Source organism: Emergencia sp. JLR.KK010 (assembly GCF_037018265.1).
In the GTDB taxonomy this organism is placed as follows: Bacteria; Bacillota; Clostridia; order Peptostreptococcales; family Anaerovoracaceae; genus Senimuribacter; species Senimuribacter intestinalis.
Window position 1 is genome coordinate 2,999,325 of record NZ_CP143550.1, and the last position, 24,084, is coordinate 3,023,408.

The 24,084-nt window shown below is 43.7% G+C and carries 27 protein-coding genes and 1 pseudogene; 7 read left to right on the forward strand and 21 right to left on the reverse strand.

All coding sequences use genetic code 11. The features are described from left to right. Positions 1-3: 3 nt before the first annotated feature. From V1225_RS14380 to V1225_RS14425, 10 genes are all read right to left on the reverse strand, one after another. Positions 4-1,890, reverse strand: a complete 1,887-nt coding sequence (locus V1225_RS14380) for an NADH-quinone oxidoreductase subunit NuoF (protein ID WP_338547015.1) — start codon at positions 1,888-1,890, stop codon at positions 4-6. Position 1,891: 1 nt separating this feature from the next. Next, a complete protein-coding gene (locus V1225_RS14385; RefSeq protein WP_160202128.1) occupies positions 1,892-2,365 on the reverse strand; it encodes an NAD(P)H-dependent oxidoreductase subunit E in 474 nt (157 codons plus the stop codon). Positions 2,366-2,593: 228 nt separating this feature from the next. Then, the gene (locus V1225_RS14390; protein WP_338548193.1) at positions 2,594-3,790 is read right to left on the reverse strand and encodes an FprA family A-type flavoprotein; all 1,197 of its coding nucleotides are present in this window, start codon (positions 3,788-3,790) and stop codon (positions 2,594-2,596) included. A 169-nt stretch (positions 3,791-3,959) separates the two neighbouring features. Next, a complete protein-coding gene (gene glsA, locus V1225_RS14395; RefSeq protein WP_251615335.1) occupies positions 3,960-4,871 on the reverse strand; it encodes a glutaminase A in 912 nt (303 codons plus the stop codon). Positions 4,872-4,904: 33 nt separating this feature from the next. Then, positions 4,905-6,272: an aldehyde dehydrogenase gene (locus V1225_RS14400; RefSeq protein WP_338547019.1), complete on the reverse strand. Its 1,368-nt coding sequence runs from the start codon at positions 6,270-6,272 to the stop codon at positions 4,905-4,907. Then, positions 6,259-6,849: a class II aldolase/adducin family protein gene (locus V1225_RS14405; RefSeq protein WP_338547020.1), complete on the reverse strand. Its 591-nt coding sequence runs from the start codon at positions 6,847-6,849 to the stop codon at positions 6,259-6,261. Before V1225_RS14405 ends, V1225_RS14400 begins: the two co-directional genes overlap by 14 nt. Further along, a complete protein-coding gene (locus tag V1225_RS14410; protein WP_338547021.1) occupies positions 6,839-7,465 on the reverse strand; it encodes a hypothetical protein in 627 nt (208 codons plus the stop codon). The genes V1225_RS14405 and V1225_RS14410 overlap by 11 nt, the downstream gene beginning before the upstream one ends. After that, complete coding sequence (locus V1225_RS14415; protein ID WP_160202123.1) at positions 7,458-7,883, reverse strand: GtrA family protein; 426 nt, start codon at positions 7,881-7,883, stop codon at positions 7,458-7,460. Before V1225_RS14415 ends, V1225_RS14410 begins: the two co-directional genes overlap by 8 nt. Positions 7,884-8,101: 218 nt before the next feature. Next, positions 8,102-8,806: a phenylalanine--tRNA ligase beta subunit-related protein gene (locus V1225_RS14420; protein ID WP_338547024.1), complete on the reverse strand. Its 705-nt coding sequence runs from the start codon at positions 8,804-8,806 to the stop codon at positions 8,102-8,104. 444 nt (positions 8,807-9,250) lie between these two features. Then, complete coding sequence (locus tag V1225_RS14425) at positions 9,251-9,763, reverse strand: hypothetical protein (protein WP_160202121.1); 513 nt, start codon at positions 9,761-9,763, stop codon at positions 9,251-9,253. 132 nt (positions 9,764-9,895) lie between these two features. Here V1225_RS14425 and V1225_RS14430 point away from each other — a divergent pair, with 132 nt between their 5' ends. The 3 genes from V1225_RS14430 to V1225_RS14440 all read left to right on the forward strand — a co-directional run bounded on the left by V1225_RS14430 (position 9,896) and on the right by V1225_RS14440 (position 11,934). Further along, entirely contained in the window at positions 9,896-10,732 is an 837-nt protein-coding gene (locus V1225_RS14430) for an AraC family transcriptional regulator (protein ID WP_160202120.1), read from the forward strand. Between the two features lie 10 nt (positions 10,733-10,742). Further along, positions 10,743-11,165, forward strand: coding sequence for a DUF2000 domain-containing protein (locus V1225_RS14435; RefSeq protein WP_338547027.1), 423 nt, complete (start codon positions 10,743-10,745; stop codon positions 11,163-11,165). Between the two features lie 223 nt (positions 11,166-11,388). Continuing rightward, positions 11,389-11,934 carry an NADH peroxidase gene (locus V1225_RS14440; RefSeq protein ID WP_160202183.1) on the forward strand — a complete coding sequence of 182 codons (546 nt, stop codon included), beginning with the start codon at positions 11,389-11,391 and terminating at the stop codon, positions 11,932-11,934. Positions 11,935-12,272: 338 nt separating this feature from the next. Here V1225_RS14440 and V1225_RS14445 read toward each other — a convergent pair. From V1225_RS14445 to V1225_RS14455, 3 genes and pseudogenes are all read right to left on the reverse strand, one after another. Then, positions 12,273-12,521 (reverse strand): annotated as a pseudogene (locus tag V1225_RS14445) (Txe/YoeB family addiction module toxin); the annotation flags it as partial. A gap of 6 nt (positions 12,522-12,527) precedes the next feature. Next, positions 12,528-12,794 (reverse strand): type II toxin-antitoxin system RelB/DinJ family antitoxin, encoded by a 267-nt coding sequence (locus V1225_RS14450; RefSeq protein ID WP_251615356.1) that lies wholly within the window; start codon positions 12,792-12,794, stop codon positions 12,528-12,530. Positions 12,795-13,030: 236 nt separating this feature from the next. Further along, entirely contained in the window at positions 13,031-13,540 is a 510-nt protein-coding gene (locus V1225_RS14455; RefSeq protein WP_160202118.1) for a helix-turn-helix domain-containing protein, read from the reverse strand. A 908-nt stretch (positions 13,541-14,448) separates the two neighbouring features. On the opposite strand from V1225_RS14455, the gene V1225_RS14460 reads away from it, so the two are divergent. Beyond that, positions 14,449-14,682: a helix-turn-helix transcriptional regulator gene (locus tag V1225_RS14460; RefSeq protein ID WP_161908083.1), complete on the forward strand. Its 234-nt coding sequence runs from the start codon at positions 14,449-14,451 to the stop codon at positions 14,680-14,682. 318 nt (positions 14,683-15,000) lie between these two features. On the opposite strand, the gene V1225_RS14465 is transcribed toward V1225_RS14460, so the two are convergent. Continuing rightward, entirely contained in the window at positions 15,001-15,123 is a 123-nt protein-coding gene (locus tag V1225_RS14465; protein WP_338547030.1) for a hypothetical protein, read from the reverse strand. Positions 15,124-15,428: 305 nt separating this feature from the next. Next, positions 15,429-16,370, reverse strand: coding sequence for a DNA-binding protein WhiA (gene whiA / locus V1225_RS14470; protein WP_161908084.1), 942 nt, complete (start codon positions 16,368-16,370; stop codon positions 15,429-15,431). Between the two features lie 365 nt (positions 16,371-16,735). Between whiA and V1225_RS14475 the strand changes: the two genes are divergently transcribed. Continuing rightward, positions 16,736-16,969, forward strand: a complete 234-nt coding sequence (locus V1225_RS14475) for a helix-turn-helix transcriptional regulator (RefSeq protein WP_160202346.1) — start codon at positions 16,736-16,738, stop codon at positions 16,967-16,969. A 505-nt stretch (positions 16,970-17,474) separates the two neighbouring features. On the opposite strand, the gene V1225_RS14480 is transcribed toward V1225_RS14475, so the two are convergent. The 5 genes from V1225_RS14480 to V1225_RS14500 all read right to left on the reverse strand — a co-directional run bounded on the left by V1225_RS14480 (position 17,475) and on the right by V1225_RS14500 (position 22,214). After that, the gene (locus V1225_RS14480; RefSeq protein ID WP_160202345.1) at positions 17,475-18,305 is read right to left on the reverse strand and encodes a 3-keto-5-aminohexanoate cleavage protein; all 831 of its coding nucleotides are present in this window, start codon (positions 18,303-18,305) and stop codon (positions 17,475-17,477) included. A gap of 185 nt (positions 18,306-18,490) precedes the next feature. After that, positions 18,491-19,351 carry an RNase adapter RapZ gene (gene rapZ / locus V1225_RS14485; protein ID WP_160202344.1) on the reverse strand — a complete coding sequence of 287 codons (861 nt, stop codon included), beginning with the start codon at positions 19,349-19,351 and terminating at the stop codon, positions 18,491-18,493. A 15-nt stretch (positions 19,352-19,366) separates the two neighbouring features. After that, the gene (locus tag V1225_RS14490) at positions 19,367-20,113 is read right to left on the reverse strand and encodes a PHP domain-containing protein (protein ID WP_160202343.1); all 747 of its coding nucleotides are present in this window, start codon (positions 20,111-20,113) and stop codon (positions 19,367-19,369) included. Then, positions 20,103-20,978: a UDP-N-acetylmuramate dehydrogenase gene (gene murB / locus V1225_RS14495; protein WP_251631121.1), complete on the reverse strand. Its 876-nt coding sequence runs from the start codon at positions 20,976-20,978 to the stop codon at positions 20,103-20,105. Before murB ends, V1225_RS14490 begins: the two co-directional genes overlap by 11 nt. Further along, positions 20,979-22,214, reverse strand: coding sequence for an AI-2E family transporter (locus V1225_RS14500; protein ID WP_160202341.1), 1,236 nt, complete (start codon positions 22,212-22,214; stop codon positions 20,979-20,981). 217 nt (positions 22,215-22,431) lie between these two features. On the opposite strand from V1225_RS14500, the gene V1225_RS14505 reads away from it, so the two are divergent. Continuing rightward, on the forward strand, positions 22,432-22,671 hold the full coding sequence (locus V1225_RS14505) for a hypothetical protein (protein ID WP_160202340.1): 240 nt from the start codon (positions 22,432-22,434) through the stop codon (positions 22,669-22,671). Between the two features lie 96 nt (positions 22,672-22,767). Here the strand turns inward: V1225_RS14505 and V1225_RS14510 are convergent, their stop codons facing one another. Further along, positions 22,768-23,400 (reverse strand): Fic family protein, encoded by a 633-nt coding sequence (locus V1225_RS14510; RefSeq protein ID WP_161908100.1) that lies wholly within the window; start codon positions 23,398-23,400, stop codon positions 22,768-22,770. Positions 23,401-23,473: 73 nt separating this feature from the next. Here V1225_RS14510 and V1225_RS14515 point away from each other — a divergent pair, with 73 nt between their 5' ends. Next, positions 23,474-24,073, forward strand: coding sequence for a metallophosphoesterase (locus tag V1225_RS14515; RefSeq protein WP_160202338.1), 600 nt, complete (start codon positions 23,474-23,476; stop codon positions 24,071-24,073). Positions 24,074-24,084: the final 11 nt, after the last annotated feature.

The following is a 24,084-nucleotide window of genomic DNA, read 5'->3' on the forward strand; positions in this document are numbered from 1 at the left end:
CTCCTACCACTCGATATGAATTGCATCAAACGCACAGTCAGACAGACATGCGCCGCACTTGATACAAGTCTCAGTGTCAATATGATATGCTTTTCTAATCTGACCGGAAATCGCACCTGCCGGGCAGTTTCTTGCACACTTGCTGCAGCCCTTGCACTTATCAGGGTCAATAATAAATTTCTGCAGCGCAGTACAGTTTCTGGAAATACATTTCTTTTCCAGCACGTGCTGCTCATATTCTTCACGGAAGAATTTCAGCGTACTCATAACAGGCTGTGCCGCGCACTTTCCAAGACCGCAAAGTGCTGTATCCGTAATAGTTTCCGCCAGTTCTTCCAGCATGTCGAGATCTTCCAGTGTTCCCTTGCCGCCAACGATTCTCTCTAAGATTTCCAGCATACGCTTGGTGCCTTCACGACATGGAACGCACTTACCGCAGCTTTCGTTCTGGGTAAAGTTCATGAAGAAACGGGATACCTCTACCATACAGGTATTTTCATCCATGACTACCATACCGCCGGAACCGATCATCGCGCCGATTTTCTTCAGGGAGTCAAAGTCCAGCTTCATGTCCAGATGTTCTTCCGTCAAACAACCGCCGGACGGACCGCCAATCTGTACCGCCTTAAACTTTTTATCGTCCTTAATGCCGCCGCCGATATCAAAGATAACTTCGCGCAAAGTGGTTCCCATCGGCACCTCAATCAGCCCTGTATGTTTTACGCTTCCGGTCAGGGCGAACGCCTTTGTTCCGGAGTTATTTTCTGTTCCAATGCTTGCAAAAGCCTCAGCGCCGTCTGCGATAATCATCGGCACGTTGGCATAGGTTTCTACGTTGTTCAAAACAGTCGGCTTGTCAAAGAGCCCCTGTTCTACTGTTCTAGGAGGTTTTACTCTCGGCATACCGCGGTTTCCTTCGATGGAGGAGGTCAAAGCACTTCCTTCACCACATACAAAAGCGCCGGCACCTCTGTTGATATGTAACTTAAAGCTGAAATCTGTGCCCATAATATGGTCGCCCAGAAGTCCTGCTTCTTCCGCCTGTGCAATAGCATTTTTCAGACGGCTGATTGCCAGAGGATATTCTGCACGAACGTAGATATAACCTTCATCAGAGCCTACAGCGTAAGCTGCCAGCGCCATACCTTCGATCATCTTGTGCGGGTCGCCTTCCATGATACTTCTGTCCATAAATGCGCCCGGATCGCCTTCGTCACCGTTACAGACAACGTAACGTTTCTTCTCTTCCTGTCTAGCAACCTGGGCCCACTTTTTGCCCGTCGGGAAACCTGCACCGCCTCTGCCGCGAAGACCTGCTGCAAGCACTTCATCGATGACCTGCTGCGGGCTCATTTCAAATAAAGCCTTCTCCAAAGCCGTATAACCGCCGATTGCAATGTATTCCTGAATGTGTTCCGCATCGATGGAACCGCAGTTTTTCAGTACGCTTCTGTGCTGCTTTTCGTAGAAATGGATTTCATCCTGCTTTGGACATTCCTTACCATCCTGCTGGAACACCAGTCTGGTAATCAGTTCCCCTCTTTCGATGGTTCTGTGGAAAATCTCTTCGCAGTCAGCAAGCTTCACCTTAGTGTAAAGGATATCCTGTGGCTCAATTTTCATCAGAGGACCCATTTCGCAGAAACCGTGACAGCCGCTCTTGCGAACTACAACGTCTCCATCACCATGAACAACCTCCGGTTCAAATACTACCTCCACATCTGGATTCTGTGCAACCAGCTCACACATCTTATCGTAAATCTCTGCAGAACCTCCTGCGATACAGCCGGTGCCCGCACAGATTAAAATTCTGCACTTATTGCTTTCTATTTCTTTCTTCGAAGCCTCACGAACTTTAGCGAGAGACTGTCTGTCTGTAATTTTATTCATGTTACACTCCTCTCAATTCGCGAACTAAATCAATCGCCTTTTCCGGCGTCATTGCCGGATACACCTTATCATTGACCGTTAATACCGGTGCAAGACCACATGCTCCCAGGCAGGATACGGTTTCCAAGGTAAACAGCATGTCTTCTGTAGTCTGCTTTCCCTTAAAAAGCCCTAGCTCACTGTACAGCGCTTCCAGAATTGGAATGGACTTGCGCACATGACAGGCAGTTCCGTCACAGACTTTAATCAAATATTTGCCCTTTGGCTCAAATGAGAAGTTCTCATAAAAAGTCGCTACACTGTAGGCCTGGGACTCCGGTATGTTCAGCTTACCTGCAACATAACTGAGTAGCTCCGGCGGAAGGTAGCGATACTCTTCTTGTATCTCCTGTATAATTGGAATTAGGTCCTTTTGGGTTCGCCCATGGGACGCTATAATCTCATCGGTTTTGTCATAATACTCTTTTTCCAGCATGTTTGTTGTACACCTCGCATCAATGCCTTGTTCGGCAAAAACGACGCCTTTTCCTTTCTATCTTTTTGTTATGCTTTCATTCTATTGGTTTGATATTTGCTTGTCAACAGGCAAACGCGAAATTATCCAAAAAAATATATAAAAATGCGTAAAAAGAACAAAAACTGCTACTTTTTAGCAGCAGTTTTTGGGTAATAATCCTATTTTATTGTAATATGGACTGTTATCTTACTGCAGGCTTTCTGCAATCGTATCAGCCAGCTGTTCCAGCTGTGCATAAGTATCTTCGTTCAAGGAAGAAGCCACAGTCAGCCCTTCGTTTAAAAGGGTCGTGTTCTTCATCTTGCTGACAGCTTCGATTATCTTTGGACCTGCCTGCGGTGCCCATGTGCCGTTGCAAACCGTGGCCACAGTTCGGTTCTGCAGGTTCAGCGCCGCCATGTCCTCCAGGAAATTTGCCATAACCGGGAACACATTCAGGTTATATGTAACGGAAAACAGCGCCAGATGGCTGTACTTAAATGCCTCTGCGATTAGATAGGATACGTGAGTGCAGGACACATCGTAAAGCGCTACGTTAGCAATGCCTTTTTCGCACAGCTTTGTTGCCAGAATATTAGCTGCCGCCTCTGTATTCCCATACATGGAAGCATAAGCGATCATCACGCCCTTTTCTTCCGGCGTATAAGTGGACCACTTGTTATATTTGTCCAGAATGTAGTCAAAATCCTGTCTCCAAACCGGTCCGTGGAGCGGGCAGATATATTTAATATCCAGACCAGCCGCTTTTTTCAGTAGGTTCTGCACGTTGGCTCCAAACTTGCCAACGATATTGGTGTAGTATCTTCTGGCATCGTCCAGCCAGTCTCTATCGAAGTTCACTTCATCTGCAAAGAGTTTACCATCCAGAGATCCAAAAGATCCAAACGCATCAGCAGCAAAGAGCACACCGTTTGTCGTATCGAAGGATACCATCGCCTCAGGCCAGTGCACCATCGGCGCCATAACGAAAGTCACCTGATGTTTTCCAAAGGACTTCACGTCGCCTTCTTTCACGGTTTCCACATTGTCTGTATGGAATCTGAACTGTCTCATAAAGTCAGCTGCCTTGACACTGCAGATAATCTTTACATCCGGATATCTGAGAAGAATCTCCTCAATAGATGCACCATGGTCCGGCTCCATATGGTTGATCACCATGTAATCCAGTTTTTTTCCGTCTAATACATATTCAATATTGTCCAGGAACTGCCTGCAGACAGACCAGTCCGCTGTATCAAACAGAACCGTCTGCTCATCCATCAGCAAATAGGAATTGTAAGAAGTTCCTCTCGGAATCGGATGAATATTTTCAAATAAATTTAATCTCTTGTCGTTTGCTCCAACCCAGTAGAGATCATCTGTTACCTTTCTAACACAATGCATAATCACTCATTCCTCCTTTATCACTCTAATCGTTATCATTTTACCACAGAGTTCTTCAATGTCAAACACTGCTGGGATTTTTCGTATCATGAAAAATCTCAGCAAAAGTATAAAAATCTTTAATAGTTCCTTTATACCCTATTTCTTTCAGCTTAAAAGATGGGTTCCATTAAAAGATACTCAGTTCCCATTCTCTGCTCAGTGCTTCCAGCATTTTAATCCCGGCAACGCTGTTGCCTTTGCGATCCAAGGCAGGTGAATAGATTCCGATTCCCATGCGATTCGGGCAGTCCGCCATAATACCACCGCCAACGCCGCTCTTTGCAGGAATGCCTACTGTCGTTGCAAATTCGCCGGAGCCATCGTACATGCCGCTGGTAATCAGTACTGCATTGAGAAAACGAGCATCAGCTTTTGGAATAATCTGCTCTCCCTGACGATTCTTTCCGTGATTCGCAAGCATCAGCGCGATATTTGCAAGGTCCCGGCAGTTGACTTTCATCGAACACATAGCAAAATACACATCTAAAAGTTCATCTACACTGCCGTAAATCATGCCGGAATTTTTCAGAAGATAGCCCAGCGCCCGGTTCTTGTTTCCCGTTTCCCGCTCTGAGCGGTAGACCTCTCTGTCGATTTCCAGATCCGGGTTTCCCGTAATTTTTTTAGAAAACTCCATCAGACGGCGGAATCGCTCTTCATTATCCTTCGCCTTTACCATGCCGCAGACTGCAATCGCACCAATATTTACCATTGGATTGATATGCTCCTTCAAAATCACCGAATCACCGTAGTCAATGGCATTAAACGGTTTTCCCGTTGCTTCTACACCTACATGGGACTTCACCACATCAATACCATTGTCAATGGCGGCGAGCATGAGAAAAATGGTTTTGGCAATACTTTGAATGGTAAAATTCTTGTCCCAATCGCCTGCACAAAATTCTCCTTCTTTCATCGCTACATAAACGCCGATTTTCTCATTGTCAGCCTTAGCAAGTTCAGGAATATAGGAGGCAACCTGCCCTTCCAGGGTGTACCTTCTGCAGTCCTCCAGCACTGCATTTAAAACTTTTTCCATAATAAAATCCTCTCATTATCAAACGATCTCAATTTATTTCAAAAACTTTTTCAGAAATCTCAAGCTGTCCGGATAAGGTGCATAGCGCATCGGCATATCGATCAGCGTAGATTTTTTCAGCACACTCTTTTCATGGGTGAATGTCCTGAAGCTGTATTTTCCATGGTAACAGCCCATGCCGCTTGCTCCCACGCCGCCAAAAGGCATGGAGTTGCTGACAAGGTGCATGATGGTATCGTTGACGCAGCCGCCGCCAAAGGACAAATGAGTCATGAGATACCGTTCCCTTTCTTTTGACTTTGTAAAGAAATACAACGCCAGTGGCTTCGGGCGAGCCTCGATTTCCCGCTTTACCTCTGCCAGATCCGTAAAGGTCAGCACCGGCAGAATAGGTCCGAAGATTTCTTCCTGCATGGACAGACTGCTCCAGTCAGCGTCATCCAGAATCACCGGTCCAATCTTGCAGTACTTGTCGTCTGCACCACCAAAGTAGTAAGGGGCTTCTCCCTCTAACATTGCGCCCAGCCTGTAAAAATGCTTTTCGCTGATAATCTTGCCATAATCCTTGCTTTCCAGCGGATACGGTCCATAGAGCGCTTCTATATTAGCAACCATTGCTGCAAGGAGTTTTTCCTTTATACTGCTGTGCACCAGCACGTAATCCGGCGCTACACAAGTCTGCCCGCAGTTTAAAAATTTGCCCCAGACAATACGCCGTGCTGCCATAGCAATATCGGCAGTTTCATCTACAATGCAGGGGCTTTTTCCGCCAAGCTCCAAGGTAACTGGACACAGATGCTTTGCTGCGGCTTCCATGACCTGCCGGCCCACTGTTTTTCCACCGGTAAAGAAGATATAGTCAAACTTTTCAGCAAGCAAATTCTCATTGGCCTGCCTGCCGCCAGTTACCGTGTACACATAGCCTTCGCTGAAAGTCTCATGCAAGATCTTTTCGATGACTTTGGACGTTTCCGGTGAATATGCCGAAGGTTTTACGACTGCGCAGTTGCCTGCTGCCAGCGCACCGATCAGCGGCACCAGCGTAAGCTGCAGCGGATAATTCCACGGCGACATGATCAAAACAACACCGTAAGGGTCTTTGTAAATGGTACTCTTTGCCGGAAAATTTGCCAGCGCCGTGCGCGCCCGCTGAGGTCTTGCCAGAGACGAGAGATGTCGCACCATATAGGTGATTTCGCTGTATACAATCCCAATCTCCGTTTCATAGGCTTCGTACCTGGATTTGCCCAGATCCGCATATAATGCCGCATAGAGTTCCTCTTCGTGACGTCTAAGATTCTCCCGAAGTCGCAAAAGTCCCCGCCGTCTATACTGCAGATTCCTACTAATACCCTCTCGAAAAAAAGTTCTCTGTTTTTCTAAAATCTCATATAATTCCATTTGCTCCACCCGCTTTCCATCTTCTTTCGATATATCTGCCGCAATACTCTTCCAGCATGCAACAGTTTTCGAAAGCGTCTTTAAGAGTTTTTCCCACACATAACATGCCGTGATTTGCCATGATACATCCGTTATTTTCCCCTAAAGCCTCCAGCGTATGCGTCCAGAGTTCCTCGGTTCCCGGCAGTGCATAAGCTGCCAGCTTTACCGTCTTTCCAAATATTTCCTGCACTTTCACATCTTCTATGGGAACGTCTTTTCTTGCCGCCGCAAAAATAGCGCAGTATTTGGAGTGGGTATGGATTACTGCGCCCACATCCCTTCGCACCCTGTAAATTTCCCCATGTAGTCCCTTCTCAGAAGTAGGTCTCAATGAACCTTCCCAGACAAGAGTTTCCAGATTTACCTTTACCATATCCTTCGGCTGAAGCCCTGCATAGTCCAATCCCGAAGGCGTCACCAGCATAGAGCGTTCGTCCCGCCTCACAGACAGATTGCCATAAGTACCTTGGACGAGTCCAGTTTCCAAAAGTTTTTTCCCATAGACGACTAAATTCTCTCTGTACTCATGCTCCATGGTTCGCCCTTCCTTCCTGGGATTTCACAGCGTTTTCTGCCTTAGAATAATTCTGCAGATAATTCTCCCGCATGAAAACCGCCTCTTCTTCGGAAACAGGGACCGCACCGCCGAGTACCTGGGCTTTGAGTGCGACTTCTGCCTGTTTTTCCAAAACCTGCAGCGCAGTTACCGCTTCGAAAAGGCTGCGCCCCGTGCAGATGGTATAACGATCTTTTACAAAACAGCCTGCGGCATGCTGCAGCGCCGCTTTAATCTGGGGTTCCTCGTAAGGCAGCACTTCTACTTTCGGACCTATAACCTGCGCCATATCATCGAGGGAAGCCCTAAGAGGTTTTTGTCCCTGTGCTGCCTGCCTGCAATAACGAGTATTGGAAAGCACGATTGCACAGACTTCACTGCCGCCCATAAGGATTGATCCTTCGACAGGATAGATCTGCCGAAGTCTATCACCAGCATTTTCTCTAATCGTAAATGCGCCGGCAAGATCACCCTCAGTCTCGTAAAAAACGCCGTCCACCCTTACGAGGACTTTATACTTCGCCAGCTGACTATCATCTATCTGCGTCAGCATTTTGGCGTATTTATTTATCATTACAGCAATTTGCTTATTCACGGTTTGCCCTCTTATTCGTATTGATACTGCTACCAAATACAAAAAATCTGTCATAAAGAAATTCGGTTATCAGGTTGATTAACATGGTGCCAAAGAGCACAATATACTCGTTTATGCCGCCATCAGTCAGTACGCTGCCCCACCAGGTAGATAGCGGTGTAAACACACAGTAAAACCCGAATACCTTTGCCATGGCAAGAGGCACGTTGCCCGCCGATTTAAAGGTAAATTCCCGATTCAGCGTAAAGTTCCACAGTACTGATGCGATCAGCGCAATCAGATAACACGGCCAATACCTCCAGTGCAACAACTCATTGAGCAGTGTAAACACACCGGTCTGAATGACACCTGCCGATATGGAAAACAATACAAACTTTAACACCTGTAAACGATTTTCTTGCTTCGATAGTTTCTTCATCTCCTTCTCCACCCTTACTTTTAAAAAAATATACCGCAGCCATTGGCTACGGTAATATTATCTCAATAATTCAACCTAAAGTCAAGCCGGCTGCCTAATGCGTCCATGGCAAACGTGTCAGGCAGAAAATGTGGGGTCTTGCCTTGCTGTCATGGCCAAATTCGTTGACAAAAATAGAAATCCGTCAACGCTGGTTCAGCGCTTTAGAGCGGCTGCCCCTATTCTACCTCAAAGACTCTATTATTCTTGTCGATATATCCGACAGATGCCTTGACTCCGAAAAATTTCTCAGCAAGGGCTGCCAGTTCCTGCGCCGCTTCCTCTACCTTGTCCTTATTCAGATCTGTAAATCCATCGATCGGGAACAGCACATCACGGGTTTCCTCTGTAATCTTACCAATCTCGCTCTGTCTCCATGTCCAGCGGCGTGTTCTGACCTCACCTGCGGAAACATATACGACTTCTCCCTCTTCTGGCTTTTCCATCTCGCCGTTACCAAAAGGAATGAATGTATCTTCCGGCTTCGAATGACGCACTTCCAGCGCTTCATCGATGGTCGCCATATCATGGGCGCCAATCGGCAGATGATACTTAATCGATACAGCATTGCCCAAATCTACGATGGCGTTGATGTGCGGGAATCCCTTGCCCTTAGCAATGCGGTCAAGCAGTGCCTCTATGGAACACATATATCTGTTAGGGTTGATGCCCATTGCACGAAATGCTTCTCTGTAAGGAACGATATCGTCAGCATTCTTTACTTTAATTCCCTCAAAATCCTTCTCGCAGACTTCGATATTTGCCTGCAGCATTGCCTCAAGTTCCGGAATTTCCTTGGTATTGTCCATGCCCTTTACTGCTACAATACCAAAATATCCATTAGGCAGAAGGTCAAATACTTCTTTTGCAATTTCAAATCTCATATTCTCTTGTCTCCTTTACATTTTTTGCCCCAGTAAAGTCTACAACTTCTCCTATTTTTTTAGTCTAACACAGTTCTGGAGTAAAGTACAAGAGTATATTTTACTTCTGCCACGGCAAACCTGTGAAATGCCATGGATATTGGATTTTCATACCTAATCCGTTTTTTTGCAAAAAAGGTACTAAGAATTAGGAGCTATTTTATATTAATTAAAAGATTTTTAGCAAATAAAACGGAATTTATCGTATTTTTCTGTTTTTCATGCGTCTATTCTCGTAAAAACTTGCCATCTTATGAAAGTCAACCCCTCAAATTCCATATAATGGATAGTACAATTCAAAGGTTTTAGTACCTTTTTTGTAAAAAACGACTAAAGGTACTAGTCCTACATTTCGTAGGAAGGGGATTCATGCATCTGCCGTGTTACCTCTGCTTGCCTTCTACGTTACTCCCAGGGTTCAATCCGAAGCACCAGTCCGCCAGGAATACCAGTCTCCATATTGGTCGGGTAAAGCCCCACGCGAAATTTCTGTTCGCCTGCCCGATAATACCAGATATAATAATTGAGCGGTTCCTGCCGTTTGGAAGCCTCCGTCATGCTGGCATAGTGATAGCCGCTGCTGCTTTGATTTGACTCTCCACTTCGTTTTTCACAAGCGCGCCATACGCTTTGCGCATAGCCGTCCACCAGTTCCTGGTTCATTTCTTCATCAATGTCAAAAAGGATACTATATGTACCATCCACTACTTCCAAACTCTCTTTTGCTGTACCACAAGGTCTCCCAAAGTCTTTGATTTCACACGCTTTTTCGATGACGTCAGTCCAGGCTGCGCAGCTTTTTTCCATTAAAATCTGTCCTTTTGTCTGCACTTGGGTTTTGCCTGAGCATGCTGTCACGAGAAACATCATCACCGCTGCAAAAGAAACTAGAGTGATTGTCCTTATTTTTACTTTCATTCCATACCGCCTCCTGCAAACAGTGTATGTGCGGACAAAAAAAACAGAACTCAAAATGAAGATATCTTACAAGCATGTATTTAAAATCCATGATACACTATCACTAATCAAAACCAGAAAGGATGGCTTTCCATGGAAAAAGAAACTAGAACAATCTGCTACGATACCGATTTAAAAATTGAAGCCTATCGCTTCGCACATATAAGGCAGCCCTTTCCCAATCACTTCCACGGTTACTATGTACTTGGAATTATCGCTGAGGGTTCGCGGAATATGACTGTCAAAAATATCGACTACTGTGCTCGCGCAGGTGATGTGATAGTCTTTTCTCCTTACCAGAATCACGCATGCCTGCCCGATGGCAACGCCGCTCTTTCCTATTATGGGCTCAACGTTTCCTCGAAAATCATGGAAGAAAGATGCCTAGAGCTAACCGGCAAAAAGTTTCTTCCTGCTTTCGTATCACCGCTGCTGCAGGACGAGGAACTTTACTCGTACATCTACCAGCTTAACCAGTTAATCTTTGAAGAAAGTAAGGAATTTCAGAAAGAGGAACTTTTCCTTTGCCTCATTGAACGTCTGCTCCGCCGTCATGGGTTTGTCCAAGAGGATGATTCGCAGAAAGACTGCGCTAATCCTAGCAGCATAGAAAAAGTCTGTAATTATATCGACGAAAATTTTGATCGGCACATTTCACTGAATGACCTATGCGATATTGCCTGTCAGAGCAAGTCCACCCTGCTGCGCACGTTTACCAGGGAAAAGGGAATCACACCCTATCGATATCTGGAAACGGTTCGGATTAACAAAGCCCGCCAACTTCTGGAGGACGGTTTAAATCCTGCTGAGGCTGCTCTCAACACAGGCTTTTCGGACCAAAGCCATTTCAATCGCTATTTCACCATGTTTACCGGTCTGACACCAGCCCTGTACCGTGATATCCTTCAAAAAAAATTAACAAGAAAGTGAGAATTTTGTCATGAATTTACAAGAAGAAAAATGTGTTATGATTATTGATGAGACGCTGCCCCTTGGCATTATTGCCAACACCGCAGCAATTTTGGGAATTACTCTGGGCAAAGAACTGCCTGAGGTCGTTGGCTGTGATGTGACCGACAGTTCCGGCTCTTTACACAAAGGAATCATCGAATTTCCTGTTCCCATCCTTTCAGGAAACAAAAAAATTCTGCGGGAAATTCGAGAAAAACTCTGCAGACCGGAATTTTCCGACTTGCTGACAGTAGATTTTTCGGATTTGGCGCAGACCTGTAAAACCTATGAAGAGTTCACTTTCAAGATGGGCAACACTGCCGAAAGCAACCTCAATTACATGGGAATTGCCATATGCGGATCCAAGAAAAAAGTCAATAAACTAGCAGGCAGTATTGCACTGCTTCGATAAAATAGATGCATAAAAAGGCAGAAACAGCAGCAATCTGCTGTTTCTGTTCGTGACCCTTCGTCAAGGTTTTTCTGCGGGTACACTCTAACCCTAATCGATATCTTTCACTGTTCATAAAGTTTTTATAAAAATTCCATAGAACTTTTATAAAAAAGTGTTAGATTTAAGAAAAAATGTGGTACAATAGACATAATTAAAAAATGAAATTCAAGGAGGATTTAACATTATGAAATGGGTATGTTCAGTTTGCGGATATGTTCACGAAGGCGACCAGCCACCTGAAAAATGTCCACAGTGCAAAGTTCCTGCAGACAAGTTCATCAAGCAGGAAGAAGGTAAAGTAGAATTTGCAGACAAGCACGTTGTAGGCGTTGCTCAGGGAGTTGACCAGGAAATCATCGACGGTCTTCGCGCTAACTTTGAAGGTGAATGTTCTGAGGTAGGCATGTACTTAGCAATGGCTAGAGTTGCTCACAGAGAAGGTTATCCGGAAATCGGTCTGTACTGGGAAAAGGCTGCTTGGGAAGAAGCTGAGCACGCTGCTAAATTTGCAGAACTGCTGGGCGAAGTTGTAACCGACTCCACTAAGAAGAATCTGGAAATGAGAGTAGAAGCTGAAGCTGGCGCTTGCGCTGGTAAAAAAGCTCTGGCTACTATGGCTAAACAGCAGAATCTGGATGCAATTCACGACACCGTACATGAAATGGCTAAGGATGAGGCAAGACACGGCGCTGCTTTCGAAGGTCTGTTAAAGAGATACTTCGGTTAATTGAAAATTCAATGCTTAGAAGATAGAGGAAGCTTGGAAAGGCTTCCTTTTTTCGTGGGAGATTCAGCGTGAGAAAGCGGATGAAGTTGTCACTTTCTGATTGTGCAATCAATAATTCTTAAAGAACTTGTCACTTTTTACAATAACATTATACTACAATTTCATTGAAATTTCAACGTTTTAAAACATTTTCGCAACATATTTTAACATCATTTTACAAATCCGAACTACATCGTAACATCTCACAACAGCTTAAGAAAGTTACCGCAAATGTGCATAAAAAAAAGAAAAGGTATGACTGCAAAAGCAGCCACGCCTTTTCTGCGTTTTTGAGTTCTTTAGTTACCATAATGACCTTTGCACTGATAAACCTCTATTTCACCATCTACTATGCGATAAACCAAGCGATTCACCCCATCTATACGTCTGCTCCAGTAGCCATTCAGATTTACTTTTAATCCTTCAGGTTTTCCAAATCCTTCAAAAGGATTTCGCCCAATATCCTTTAGCAAAGCATTGATTCTTTTTAAGGTTTTCTTATCCTGCGACTGCCAATAAAGATATCCTTCAAAAGCCCTTTGTGTAAAATGATTTTACTCATCTGCCATTGCCTCTAATTCTTCCATCGTTTTCACTATCACGTTTCCCTTTTCCATCTGTTCAATGCTTTCACGTAAGCAGGTCATATTCATATCACTATAAAACGGGTCTATGGAAACATCAAAAGGAATTCTCTTTTCCCGGCTAAGCTTTTTGGCAAAAATAGTAAATGCCGTGCTCATGCTCAAACCTAGTTCCTCACATACATTTTCAACATCCTTTTTCAGATTATCGTCCATTCTAATGGAAATAGTAGCCATGTTATCAACTCCTTTCAAGATTATTGTACTTCTTTTTCATACTATGTCAATACAACGTATTCGCTTTTCGCGAGTCAGAGGATAGATTCTGTGAAAAGAGCGAATTTCTAAAGTAAAACTATTTTACCCCAGAAACATACGTCCCATGAAAGAATTCTGCAGATACCTATAACCGATTTTTTAAAATCCATCTCCCATTTCATTCTTCCCTTAAAATCCTAGGACTTTCGCCGTCATCATTTCCCGTTATTATCTTCTTTACTCCTTGGAGAAGTAGAATAGAAATCAGAATGGGAAAAAGAATGTGAATGAGAAAGATAATTGCGCCCTGTTTCTATACTGCTTGTTGCGGTATCTGCGGTATCGTCCTCAAAAAAATAATCCTCTGGCGGCAGAGTATTTAAACCATACTCTTTAATTCTTCTTTGAATCGTATCTACTGAACAGTTAAATATTTCCGCAATATTTGCTTGCGTTCTTCCCTCCATCAAGCACTTTGCAAGTTCATCTTTTTGAATATTGATTTTCTTTCGATAGTTTGGCTTGGCGCTATCAATGCTCGCTATCACATTATCAAGACCATAAAGCCATACTTTATCTTCTTCATCTGGCAGTACGCCATATAATCCATATTGCATAACCGCATTAATATAATTGTTCGCACCCTCTACTTGCTTTGCCTTTAAAAGCCTTTCAAACTGCGCATATGCGCTTTCATATAATACAAAACTCTGTTTATAACTCATTTTGTATTCCTCCTATCTTAAAAATTTCTTTGAAAAGGATAAAAAAGAAACGCGTAGCAGGTGGAGTTCTGCCGCGCGCTTCACATATATCTATAACGGCTAAGCCGTAGTAAAGAATTTTAATATATTATATCTATATATGCACGTATTTGGAGCGACCTCCTCTACTAATTTCAGATGGTAAAAGTGCCATAAATTTTAAGGTCGATTCCTTTGCGGTAAAATTGCGTCTGCCGCAATTTCTCTTTTATTCTCTTTCTATAATATTATATAGATTTTAAAAAAGGTTCAAATTTTGAAGAGGTTGGAAATTTTAGTAGACAAAAACACAGCCGCTGCTATGTGGAAAATATTGCTTTGATATTGAATTTTATTCTTCTTTGTGGTATATTGGTTTCAAGAGGAAAGCCATTGAAAACGGCTAACCTAACAGTTTACGAATAACTGCCAAAGTTGCAAGCTGTGGGCAGTTATTTTTTTATGTAAATAGTGATTCTTACTCTACCAAAGGTAATTGTAATCCTCATCATATTACCACCTTCCTTTTAGTCCAAAACCCCTTTCGAGTTTCGAGGAAGGCTAACCGCTTTCGCTTGTCCTCTTGGCAAGTATATTATATCATTTCTGATATAGGTAACCCACTATGATTTTTACTATAATAAATTATAATTATTTATTATAAGATTCCTTATACTTATTAGTACTTTTCGACAACCTCTTCTCAGTTAAATTTATAAAAGAAATTGCTGCAAATGCCGCATAAAAAGGTATGACTACAAAAATATCCGTACCCTTTTAAACTTTGCAGTCTTTTAGGGCAATCCGACCTATTTTTATTTTAAGTCTTGACATTACCTCGTTGCTTATGTCATACCAAAATCATAATAATGAAAGGAGGTAAATAGGATATGACATTAAAAGAATTTGACCGGGTAGGAATGGGTGTTCGCATCCGTCTCAGCAGAGAACGTGCAAATTTTTCCAGAGAACAACTTTCTGAACATCTGGATATTACGCCTAAATTTCTATCTGACATTGAATGCGGCAACAGAGGACTCTCTATGCAGACATTCATACTACTTATTCAAATCCTGGACGTTTCTGCAGATTATTTAATCTTTGGAAATACTGCCGAAGACTAACTAAAGTAGGACTGTAATTCCATCAGCTTCCATGCTGATAGGAAGATTGAAGGCACCGCAAAAGCGGTGCCTTGGTCTTTTCGTTTTAATGATAACGTTCTATACGAGATGAAGCATCCCTCTCTGAAAATATGCCAATCTTTCCTGATATACGAATACTTACATTTTTCTTTGAAAGAACGTAAATCAACCGACTCAATTCTACACTATTGTTATTTCCAGTAGAAGAGAATACTCCAGACGGACTTGTAGAAATTGTGTAAGTGCCTTTCCTTCAACGCTTACTTTTTCTTCCCCTATAAAATCCTCCCATACGGTTTATATAACCCAAGCTCGTTTCTGCATTCCATACACGCTCATCGGCACAAAAAACAGCGAAATCACTGCTGCAGTGCAAATGAAAACCTTAATCTTTGTTCCAAACATCTTCATCGCATCCATAGCTCCCTCTCTCTAAACCTTCTGTTAAATAATACTTATATTTTCTCTTATGTCCAAGTAAAGCTTGTGCTCAAATGAAAAGAAAGACCGCAGCAGCAGTCTTTCTTTTCATAGATGCAATATGATAATTTATGTTAAAGTCGTGCAGAGGGGAGTAAAGCCTTTGCCTGACCGTAACACCATTTTTTAGGTTCTTTCATTCTACATCTAAACGATTAACTTTTCAATAGTAAATTTCAAAATTTTTCTTATTTAATATATTTCATTCTCAATTTTTAAGATTCCAAAAACATTAATCTGAAGCCTTACAGTTTTGCAGCCAGTTCCTCTATTCTTCTGAACCTGTTATTGATACCTGATTTTTTCATCGGCGGGTTCATCATCTCCGCTAACTGCAATAGATTCGCCTCCGGATGCGCCAGGCGCAACTCTGCAACCTCCTGTAGTTTTTCAGGTAGCCATCCAAGCCCCTTTGCGTTCTCAATTTTTCGGATTGCTGAAATTTGCCGCTGAGAAGCGTCCAAAGTTCTATCCGTATTAGCGTTGTCACAGTTTGTAATCCTCACCGCGTTGTTGACAAGCTCCTTCTTTATCTTCACATCTTCAAAGGCAAAAACCTGAGTATGAGCACCCATAATAGCCAGCGTATCACTGATATACTCCGAATTTTTCATATATACAATATAGCTTTCTTTTCGCTGCACCACCTTTGCGGATAAATCCACAAAGCTGTTTATCATTTTTCGAAGATCCATGGCAAGATTCTTGCTGGCGCACACAAATTCTAAATGGTAGCTTTTCGCAGGGTCATTCATCGTTCCCGCACCCATAAAAATGCCGCGCAAATACGCTTTCTTACAGCACTTGCTGCGAATAAGACCATCAAATATCCCATCAGAAATATAATTGTTGCCTTCCCGCACCATCAAAATTCCTGTTTCACGCAAAATTTGCTCACTGCGCATTTCAGGACTGATGGCAAGCATATAGATTCTGCCTTTCTTGGGCGGTGGTGCGTCCTCCACTTCTAATTCCGTATCTACTTGAAAATATTCTTTAATCAGTTTTTTATAATGCCGCGCCACTGCCGGATTTTCCGTAGTAATGACAATCTTAAACTTTCCGCCTCCTGCCAGCCTGAGACTGCCAGACACTCTAAGAAAGCCCGCAATTTCTGCAAGCATACAGCATTTCTTTTCTGGCTCAATTCTAGCCAACTCGTTTTTCGTTTCCGCCGCAAATGACATGATCTGTCCTCCATCTATCACATCTGCATCTTTTTATATTCTACACGGGATTGCTTAAAACCCAAATTTATGGGGTTGCATTTCCTTTCATTTGCCAGCAATCACAATAACATTTCCCGAAATAAATCTATTGTTTTATTATGACAGATTTTTATTCTAAACTCAAGCCCTTTGTTAATACCCATCCCCTTCCAACATGATAAATGCAATTTCCGATAAAAAAATCTATATAACCGTTGGTTATGTGAGGAAAACCGTTGCATAGTTTTTAGGTCAATTTGACCTATTCCCCTTTTTACTATTGACATTACTTTACAACTTATGTCATACCAAAACCATCAAGAACGAAAGGAGGTAAATAGGATATGTCATTACAAACATTTGACCAAGTAGCCATGGGTATGCGGATCTGTCTCAGCAGAGAACATGCAGCACTTTCCAGAGAACAGTTAGCTGAATGTCTGGGTATTACGCCAAAATTTCTCGCTAACATTGAGCGCGGCAGCAGAGGACTCTCAATGCAAAAATTCATACTGCTGGTTCAAATCCTGAATGTTTCCGCTGATTATTTAATCTTCGGAAATAATGCTGAAGACTAGCTGATGTAAAGCTGTAAATCTATCAGTTGCCACGCACTGATAGAAAGACTAAAGACATCGCGAAAGCGGTGTCTTTGTCTACTTCGTTCAATCTCTTCCTGCCTGCACTTCTGAAACAAAAATTCCCTTTGCAGAACTTTACCCTTTGCAGGCGCAAAAAAAGGAAAAAGTGTTTATCGTTTCAACTCAAATAACGCCTCCACGGCTATTTCGCATTAACTTTTGAACTGAGAAGTATTTCTGTCCAAGAAAATTTGATGAATTTCTTTCTAGTTTCTTTAAACGTTCACCAAATATCTCACTTTCCATTCTGATTCACTGCTCCATACGAAATTTTTCCTTTTTTTGCACGGATAAAGGGCAAAATTCTGCAAAAGCAAAAAACACTTCGTTTGCTGAACTCCACCATCCTAGAAGTTAACATGACCAGCAGCCATATATATAAGCACAGCAAAAGCCGCCGGTATAATCCCCCAGCGGCTTTAAAGATCTTTGCTTAATATACTTATTTCAGTGGAGCAAGACCCAGAATTTCTCTTGCTTCAGCAGGTGTAGCAACTTCTCTGCCGAGCAGCTTAGCCAGTTCTACAACCTTAGCGACCATCTGTCCATTGGATTCAGCTAAAACGCCTTTTTCCATGTAAAGGTTATCTTCGAAACCTACACGAACGTGTCCGCCTAAGGAAATAGTAGCAGCAGCGATGTGCCAAGCGTTCTTGCCAAGACCTGTTGCAGTCCAGGTGGAACCTTCAGGAATGGATTCTACCATGTAAACCAGGTCTCTGATGGTAGCGCTCATCTGTACGCCCAGTACGAAGTCCCAGTGAATTGGCTTAGGCAGGAAACCCTTCTTGTGTGCAGTCTTCATAGCAATATCAATCATACCCTTGTCGAATACTTCACATTCAGGCTTAATGCCCCTTTCCTGCATGATCTTTGCAAAGTTGACAATTGTGTTGTCAGTGTTTACAAAGATTTCGTCTCCGCCGAAGTTGCAGGTACCACAGTCTAAAGTAGCCATTTCTGGAGTTGGAACTACCTCTGTGGACTGTAATCTTTCCAAATCGGTCATACCAACAGCACCACCGGTGGAAGGCTGAATGATTGCGTCCGGACATTCTTTTCTGATTGCATCGATACATTCCTGGAATCTGCCCTTATCCTGAGTTGGTGTACCGTCATCCCATCTAACGTGCAGGTGGATTAAGGATGCGCCGGCATCATAAGCAGATTTTGCTTCTCTAACGATTTCTTCTACAGTGTAAGGAACGTTCGGATTCTGTTCCTTGGTTACTTCTGCGCCGCAAATGCAAGCACTGATAATTAATTTGTCCATTGGTCTTCTCCTTTATAAATATATTCTTCTTCACGCAAGATAATCTGCGCAATGCTCCTCTTCAAACTAGCATACATGTAGTATACCATAAATTCCACTTCCTGGATAGGGGTGAAATTCAGAAATCCCTGCTCCTCTGCCCGATTCTGCGGCAGTGAGTCGACAATGAATCACCTGCCCATCGCTTACAAATCCCTATGCCGCAGCGTAACACGGTAACCTTTTTCACGAAAAACCTCCGCCATATGATTTGCCATGGTAACAGACCGGTGCTGACCGCCTGTGCAGCCGAAAGCAACGTTCAGATGGTACTTGCCTTCTTTTATATAGCATGGAATAACAGTGTCCATCATAACAGTAAGCTGCGCTGCAAAATCCTTTGCAATCTGCTGCTTCATCACATACTGAAAGACCTTTTTATTGTTGCCTGTCAACCGCTTCAAGCTTGGCACATAGTACGGGTTTGGAATAAACCGCATATCAAATACCAGATCTGTTTCAATCGGAATACCATGCTTATATCCAAAAGACGTCACGTTGACCGAAAAAGTGGTCTGCGGATTTTCACCAACGAAAATTCTTTCCATCTCGTTCTTAAACCCTGCTGTTTTCATATTGGTGGTATCGATGATGTAGTCAGCGCGTCTGCGAAGTTCCAAAAGCTGTTCTCGTTCCTTTTCGATGACTTCACGCGTGGTGGAACCTGCCGAAAGCGGATGGCTGCGCCGAGTCTCGTTATATCTCTTAATTAAGGTTTCATCGGAAGCTTCGATAAACAAAATCTTGCAGCTGACCGCAGGACTCTCCGACAAAAATTCCAGACACTGATTTAAATCACCAAAAAACTCGCCGCCTCGCACGTCAACCACGAAAGCCGCCTTTTCAATGCGCTGCCCCGAATAAGCAGCCAAATCAATAAAATTCTTCATCAGTGCAGGCGGCATATTATCCACACAGTAATAGCCCTGATCCTCAAACCAGTCTGCCGCATTGGTCTTCCCCGCACCTGAAAGACCCGTCACGATGACTACTTTCATCTTCTCCATGCAAAATTCTCCCTGTTACTTCACCAAAGCAATATTCACAATTCTTTCTATGTCAAGCCCAGCCTCAAGCGCTCGCTCCACACCGCCTGCAAAGCTTCCCACTCTGCCCGGGGTATGTGCATCACTGCTGATTACAAAGTTCGCCTCTGTCTTTGCCGCAATTCTGATTTCTTCCACAGTCAAATGGGCATGCCATGTGCTGATCTCCATCAGCGTATCGGTCTCAGCACAGGCTGCCGCAATCGCTGCAATATCAAACCTGCCCTTATCTCCTGGGTGGGTCAGAATCCGCATATCATTCTCATAAAGAGCCTTTAGGGTCATATCTGTATTCTTTGCAAGCAGTTTTCTACCGGTACGCTGACCCACAAAACCATGGGAATCCAGCCAGTTTCCTATACAATAACCGTGAGGGATTCCATAGTGATAACCGCCGATGATAAAATCAAAATACTGCAATTCTTCAGTATTCACATCCAGATATGGCTCCCTTGCCACCACATTTGCTTCCACACCAAGATAAATGTCTATCTGCGGATAAATATTCCGCAGTCTGTCCACTTCCGCACGCATCACCGGAAAATCACTTCTCTTTACACCATAAGTTAAATGTCCCGGTCCATGATCTGTAATAGCAATCCCGGAAAGCCCTGCGGCAACTGCCGCTTTGACATTATCTTCGATGGACCCTTTACCGTGAGAAAAGGTAGTATGGGTGTGATAGTCAAAGATCATTTTGTATTGTCTGCCTTTAATCTCCAATAATTCTTACCTCCGGTTCCAGTTGAACACCAAATTGGTCGAAAACCGTATTCTGTACAAGATGCATCAGGTCGATGATATCCGTTGCCGTGGCGCCGCCTCTATTGACAATAAATCCGCTGTGAAGCTCAGACACCTGCGCACCACCTACAGAAATCCCCTTCAGTCCTGCATCCTGAATCAGCTTACCTGCAAAAAAGCCCTCCGGTCTTTTGAAAAAGCTTCCGGCGCTTGGATACTGCACCGGCTGCTTTTCGTTGCGCCGCCTGGTCAACTCCCGCATAGTATCCGAAATCTCTGCGGAATCTCCTTTAGACAGACGAAGCACTACCGAGACCGCCACCTCACCGGTCTCTTGTAAAATGCTATGGCGATAGGAAAAATCCATTTCCGCGCCGGACACCGTTCGCAAAATGCGACCGTCTCTGCTGACCAGATTCACACTTTCGACGATATCTTTCATCTCGCCACCGTAAGCACCTGCATTCATAAATACAGCGCCGCCAATGCTGCCCGGAATACCGCTTGCAAATTCAAAGCCAGTCAAAGACTCTGCCAGCGCAAACTTTGCCACAGAAGACATCAGTGCGCCGCAGCCGCAGACCAGCTTTTCCCCGGTTTCTCCATGAACCTTCACCTGATTAAAATTTTCACCCAGCTTCACCACTGTGCCAGCAAATCCGCTGTCCTTTACTAGCGTGTTAGAACCATTTCCAAGAATCAGATAAGGCTTCTGTTCTCTGTCAATCTCAGCAAGCACCTGCCTCAACTCATCTACAGACTCTACGATGATAAGTTCTGCAGCCTTTCCCCCTGCCTTAAAAGAAGTATACTCCTTCATCTCTATATTTTTTAATCTCTCCATCTATAATACGTCCTTCCTATTTATGTCATATTTGTTAAAGTCCTGATAATCCACTGTATCAGCTGGCATACTCTTGCGTATCAGCCGTTTTCTCAGATACTGGTTCAGATAGTAGAATACGATTGCACAAACCGGTACCCCCAGCACCATACCGACAAATCCAAAGAGCCCGCCGCCCATCAAAATGGCAAAAAGTACCCAGAAGCTGGCAAGACCAGTAGTTCCTCCCAGAATCTTCGGCCCCAGAATGTTTCCGTCAAACTGCTGCAGAGCCAAAATCAATAACAGGAAATACAGCGCCTGCATTGGACTGGAAAAGCAAATAATCACAGCTGACGGAACAGCACCGATAAACGGTCCAAAAAACGGAATAATATTGGTAACGCCCACAATAGTGCTGACCAGCACCGTATAAGGGAGTCCAAATATAGTCATCAGTATAAAACACAAAATCCCAATAATTAAAGAATCTATCAGCTTCCCGTTAATAAAGCCCCCAAAAGTCTTATTGCAGAAGTTCGCAAATTCCTGCAGCTCCTGCCCCTGCTTTCTGCTCATCGTTGCTGCAATCAGTTTCTTTGTCTGTGCCTTAAACTGCTCCTTGCTGTTAAGAAAATATACACAGATAATCACACCGATAAACATATCCATCAGAGTACGCACCGTTACGATGACTCCCTGAGAAATCTGGGTCATATATTCACCGATTCTTGGCAAAAACTCTGCCTCTGTCCAAGTCATAAAGGAATCTCTGGCCCTGCTTAAAATAGCCTCCGCCGTACCTGCAAGTTCCGGAAAGCGCTCCGCTGTAAAAGTATTCTCAATCCATAGAATCAAATCATTAAACTTATCCGGTGCCTCCTGCACCAGACCTACAATGCTGCGAATGGTCTCCGGCAGCACCATGGCAAAAAGTCCTCCAACCACACCGAAGAACACGAAAAGAGAAACCAGCGTTCCTACAACTCTGGCAAGACGAAATGCCGTTTTTTTCTCTCTGAATCTGCATGCCGAAACCCGGTACACTCTTCGCACCACCGCATTGTAAATCGGACAGAGCAAATATGCCACCACCAGACCAAAAATAAATGGGAATAATATGGAAGTGACCTCCGACCAGGCTTCTCTGATACTATCTAAATGTATAATACACTCAAACAGCACAATCAGTGCTGCACCAGAAGCAAAAATAGTAAGCCCCAGTTTTGCATAATGACTCTGAAAACGTTCTTTCAATGACTTACACCCCTATTTCTAATTCTCATTTTCATAAAACCTTTCGCCTATACTTCTATACTATTTTATACTACCACAAAACTCCTATCTTTACCATAATATCTCCCATAGAATATTCATAAATAGTTTTAAATTTTTATAAATTTCCCCTTGACAATTCCGCTTCAAGTTGTATAATTATTTTATCATTCAAATAAACATACGGAGGATATACACTATGCAAAAGAAACTTCATGCAGAATGTCCTACTTATCTTGAACTAGAACTGACAAACAACGAAATATCTATGATTAATGGCAAAGAACTGAATAAGGAAGGCGTCGAGCACGTCATCAACTATCTGGGACAAGAAGTAGATGTAAAGGCAGAAGACGTATTCGAAAAAGTCCAGATGCTAAATACCGTAAATGGTGTTGTTACTCTCAAACTTTATGACGGCATGGTAACTGCCGTATAACAACTTCATTTTATTCTACACTAAAAAGAACTGTTTTCCCGCCGGAAATCCGGCACCCCCAGGGAAACAGTTCTTTTGTTTATGTCTGCAAAAAATTTACAGCGGCGTTTCTTTACTTTCCGCCATCAGCCTGTTCAGTTTAAGGTTTTCCAAAATCCTTGATTCCCTGCCGAACCGCACATAATCCGCCAGAGCGCTGTTATACTCGCTCTCACTCAAGGTCAGAGGATACAAGTCCAGACCACAGTAAAGCAATTCATATTCCATCGCCGCACGGGCAATGAGTTCATTATACCTATCGAAAGGGTAGATTCTAATCAGCTCATTATGGACAAACACGGCAGCTTCCAGCCCGTTTACCACCGGGTGTGCATGAAGCCCGCGAAACAGCTTGGAAAGTTCTCCCTCGATTTCCTGCGGCAGTACCGGGTTATAGCTGAGGTGGGTCAAAATCGGTGTTCGTTTGCGAAACACCCCTTCCTCTCCTCCGGAAAACACACTGTAAAAACGCTGCAAAGTGCGCACGCAAAGTTCCTCTTCAATTCCTAAAACCCGTTCCATCTCCGTCAGCGCTTCCAGCAGATTGGTTACCAGCAGGTGCTCTTCCAGAGAGGCCTCCAGTACATATTCCCCTCCCGCAATTCGTGCCGCCTGCTCCATATCCATAGCACTTCCCGAAAGGCGCAGATTCATCAAAACCCATTGTATTCGCTTTTCATCTCTGTTCATATCTCGTTTCATACTATTATTTTAACACAAAAGTGCGCAGGTGTGTTATACTATATTTACGGAGGAACAATTTATGAAGATTTTTTTAACCAGCGACACCCACGGCTCTATCACAAAAGCCCAGGAAGTCCTTGCGAACCTTTCCGATATTGACCTGATTATCCACTGCGGCGACTACAAAGATGACGGCCAGTGGCTCAGCGAAGTGACTGGCATCCCCGCTGTCTGTGTCCACGGAAACAGCGACCGGTGCAATCCTTCCGATTTCACTACCGTTGACACCCCTTACGGCAAAATACTGGTCATCCATGGTCACATGCAGCTGGTAGAGTTTCGTCTTGACAACTTGCTCTATCAGGCAATGGAAAAGGACTGCACTGCAGCCTGCTACGGTCATACCCATATTGCCGCCTATGAAGAAGTGGATGGCATCCATCTGATTAATCCGGGCAGTCTAACAGACCCCAGAGACGGCAGCGGCGGCACCTTTGCTATCATTACCAGCACAGAAAATGACTTCTACGTGGACATCGTCCGCTACGACACGTTCATGGACTCTCACCGAAAAGCCGAACCTCCTGTCAATTCCGAGTCCAATTCCCAAAAGAAAAATGCGCCGAAAGTCAAAGGCGGCTTCCTGCGCAAATTACTCAACTATAGCGACCGGTTTTAAAGACACCAGTT

Excerpts from the sequence above, each read along its gene's own strand:
- V1225_RS14380 (WP_338547015.1), bottom strand. The coding sequence starts at position 1,890 with ATGAATAAAATTACAGACAGACAGTCTCTCGCTAAAGTTCGTGAGGCT.
- V1225_RS14385 (WP_160202128.1), bottom strand. The coding sequence starts at position 2,365 with ATGCTGGAAAAAGAGTATTATGACAAAACCGATGAGATTATAGCGTCC.
- V1225_RS14390 (WP_338548193.1), bottom strand. The coding sequence starts at position 3,790 with ATGCATTGTGTTAGAAAGGTAACAGATGATCTCTACTGGGTTGGAGCA.
- glsA (WP_251615335.1), bottom strand. The coding sequence starts at position 4,871 with ATGGAAAAAGTTTTAAATGCAGTGCTGGAGGACTGCAGAAGGTACACC.
- V1225_RS14400 (WP_338547019.1), bottom strand. The coding sequence starts at position 6,272 with ATGGAATTATATGAGATTTTAGAAAAACAGAGAACTTTTTTTCGAGAG.
- V1225_RS14405 (WP_338547020.1), bottom strand. The coding sequence starts at position 6,849 with ATGGAGCATGAGTACAGAGAGAATTTAGTCGTCTATGGGAAAAAACTT.
- V1225_RS14415 (WP_160202123.1), bottom strand. The coding sequence starts at position 7,883 with ATGAAGAAACTATCGAAGCAAGAAAATCGTTTACAGGTGTTAAAGTTT.
- V1225_RS14420 (WP_338547024.1), bottom strand. The coding sequence starts at position 8,806 with ATGAGATTTGAAATTGCAAAAGAAGTATTTGACCTTCTGCCTAATGGA.
- V1225_RS14425 (WP_160202121.1), bottom strand. The coding sequence starts at position 9,763 with ATGAAAGTAAAAATAAGGACAATCACTCTAGTTTCTTTTGCAGCGGTG.
- V1225_RS14430 (WP_160202120.1), top strand. The coding sequence starts at position 9,896 with ATGGAAAAAGAAACTAGAACAATCTGCTACGATACCGATTTAAAAATT.
- V1225_RS14435 (WP_338547027.1), top strand. The coding sequence starts at position 10,743 with ATGAATTTACAAGAAGAAAAATGTGTTATGATTATTGATGAGACGCTG.
- V1225_RS14450 (WP_251615356.1), bottom strand. The coding sequence starts at position 12,794 with ATGGCTACTATTTCCATTAGAATGGACGATAATCTGAAAAAGGATGTT.
- V1225_RS14455 (WP_160202118.1), bottom strand. The coding sequence starts at position 13,540 with ATGAGTTATAAACAGAGTTTTGTATTATATGAAAGCGCATATGCGCAG.
- V1225_RS14460 (WP_161908083.1), top strand. The coding sequence starts at position 14,449 with ATGACATTAAAAGAATTTGACCGGGTAGGAATGGGTGTTCGCATCCGT.
- V1225_RS14465 (WP_338547030.1), bottom strand. The coding sequence starts at position 15,123 with ATGGATGCGATGAAGATGTTTGGAACAAAGATTAAGGTTTTCATTTGC.
- whiA (WP_161908084.1), bottom strand. The coding sequence starts at position 16,370 with ATGTCATTTGCGGCGGAAACGAAAAACGAGTTGGCTAGAATTGAGCCA.
- V1225_RS14475 (WP_160202346.1), top strand. The coding sequence starts at position 16,736 with ATGTCATTACAAACATTTGACCAAGTAGCCATGGGTATGCGGATCTGT.
- V1225_RS14480 (WP_160202345.1), bottom strand. The coding sequence starts at position 18,305 with ATGGACAAATTAATTATCAGTGCTTGCATTTGCGGCGCAGAAGTAACC.
- rapZ (WP_160202344.1), bottom strand. The coding sequence starts at position 19,351 with ATGGAGAAGATGAAAGTAGTCATCGTGACGGGTCTTTCAGGTGCGGGG.
- murB (WP_251631121.1), bottom strand. The coding sequence starts at position 20,978 with ATGGAGAGATTAAAAAATATAGAGATGAAGGAGTATACTTCTTTTAAG.
- V1225_RS14505 (WP_160202340.1), top strand. The coding sequence starts at position 22,432 with ATGCAAAAGAAACTTCATGCAGAATGTCCTACTTATCTTGAACTAGAA.
- V1225_RS14510 (WP_161908100.1), bottom strand. The coding sequence starts at position 23,400 with ATGAACAGAGATGAAAAGCGAATACAATGGGTTTTGATGAATCTGCGC.
- V1225_RS14515 (WP_160202338.1), top strand. The coding sequence starts at position 23,474 with ATGAAGATTTTTTTAACCAGCGACACCCACGGCTCTATCACAAAAGCC.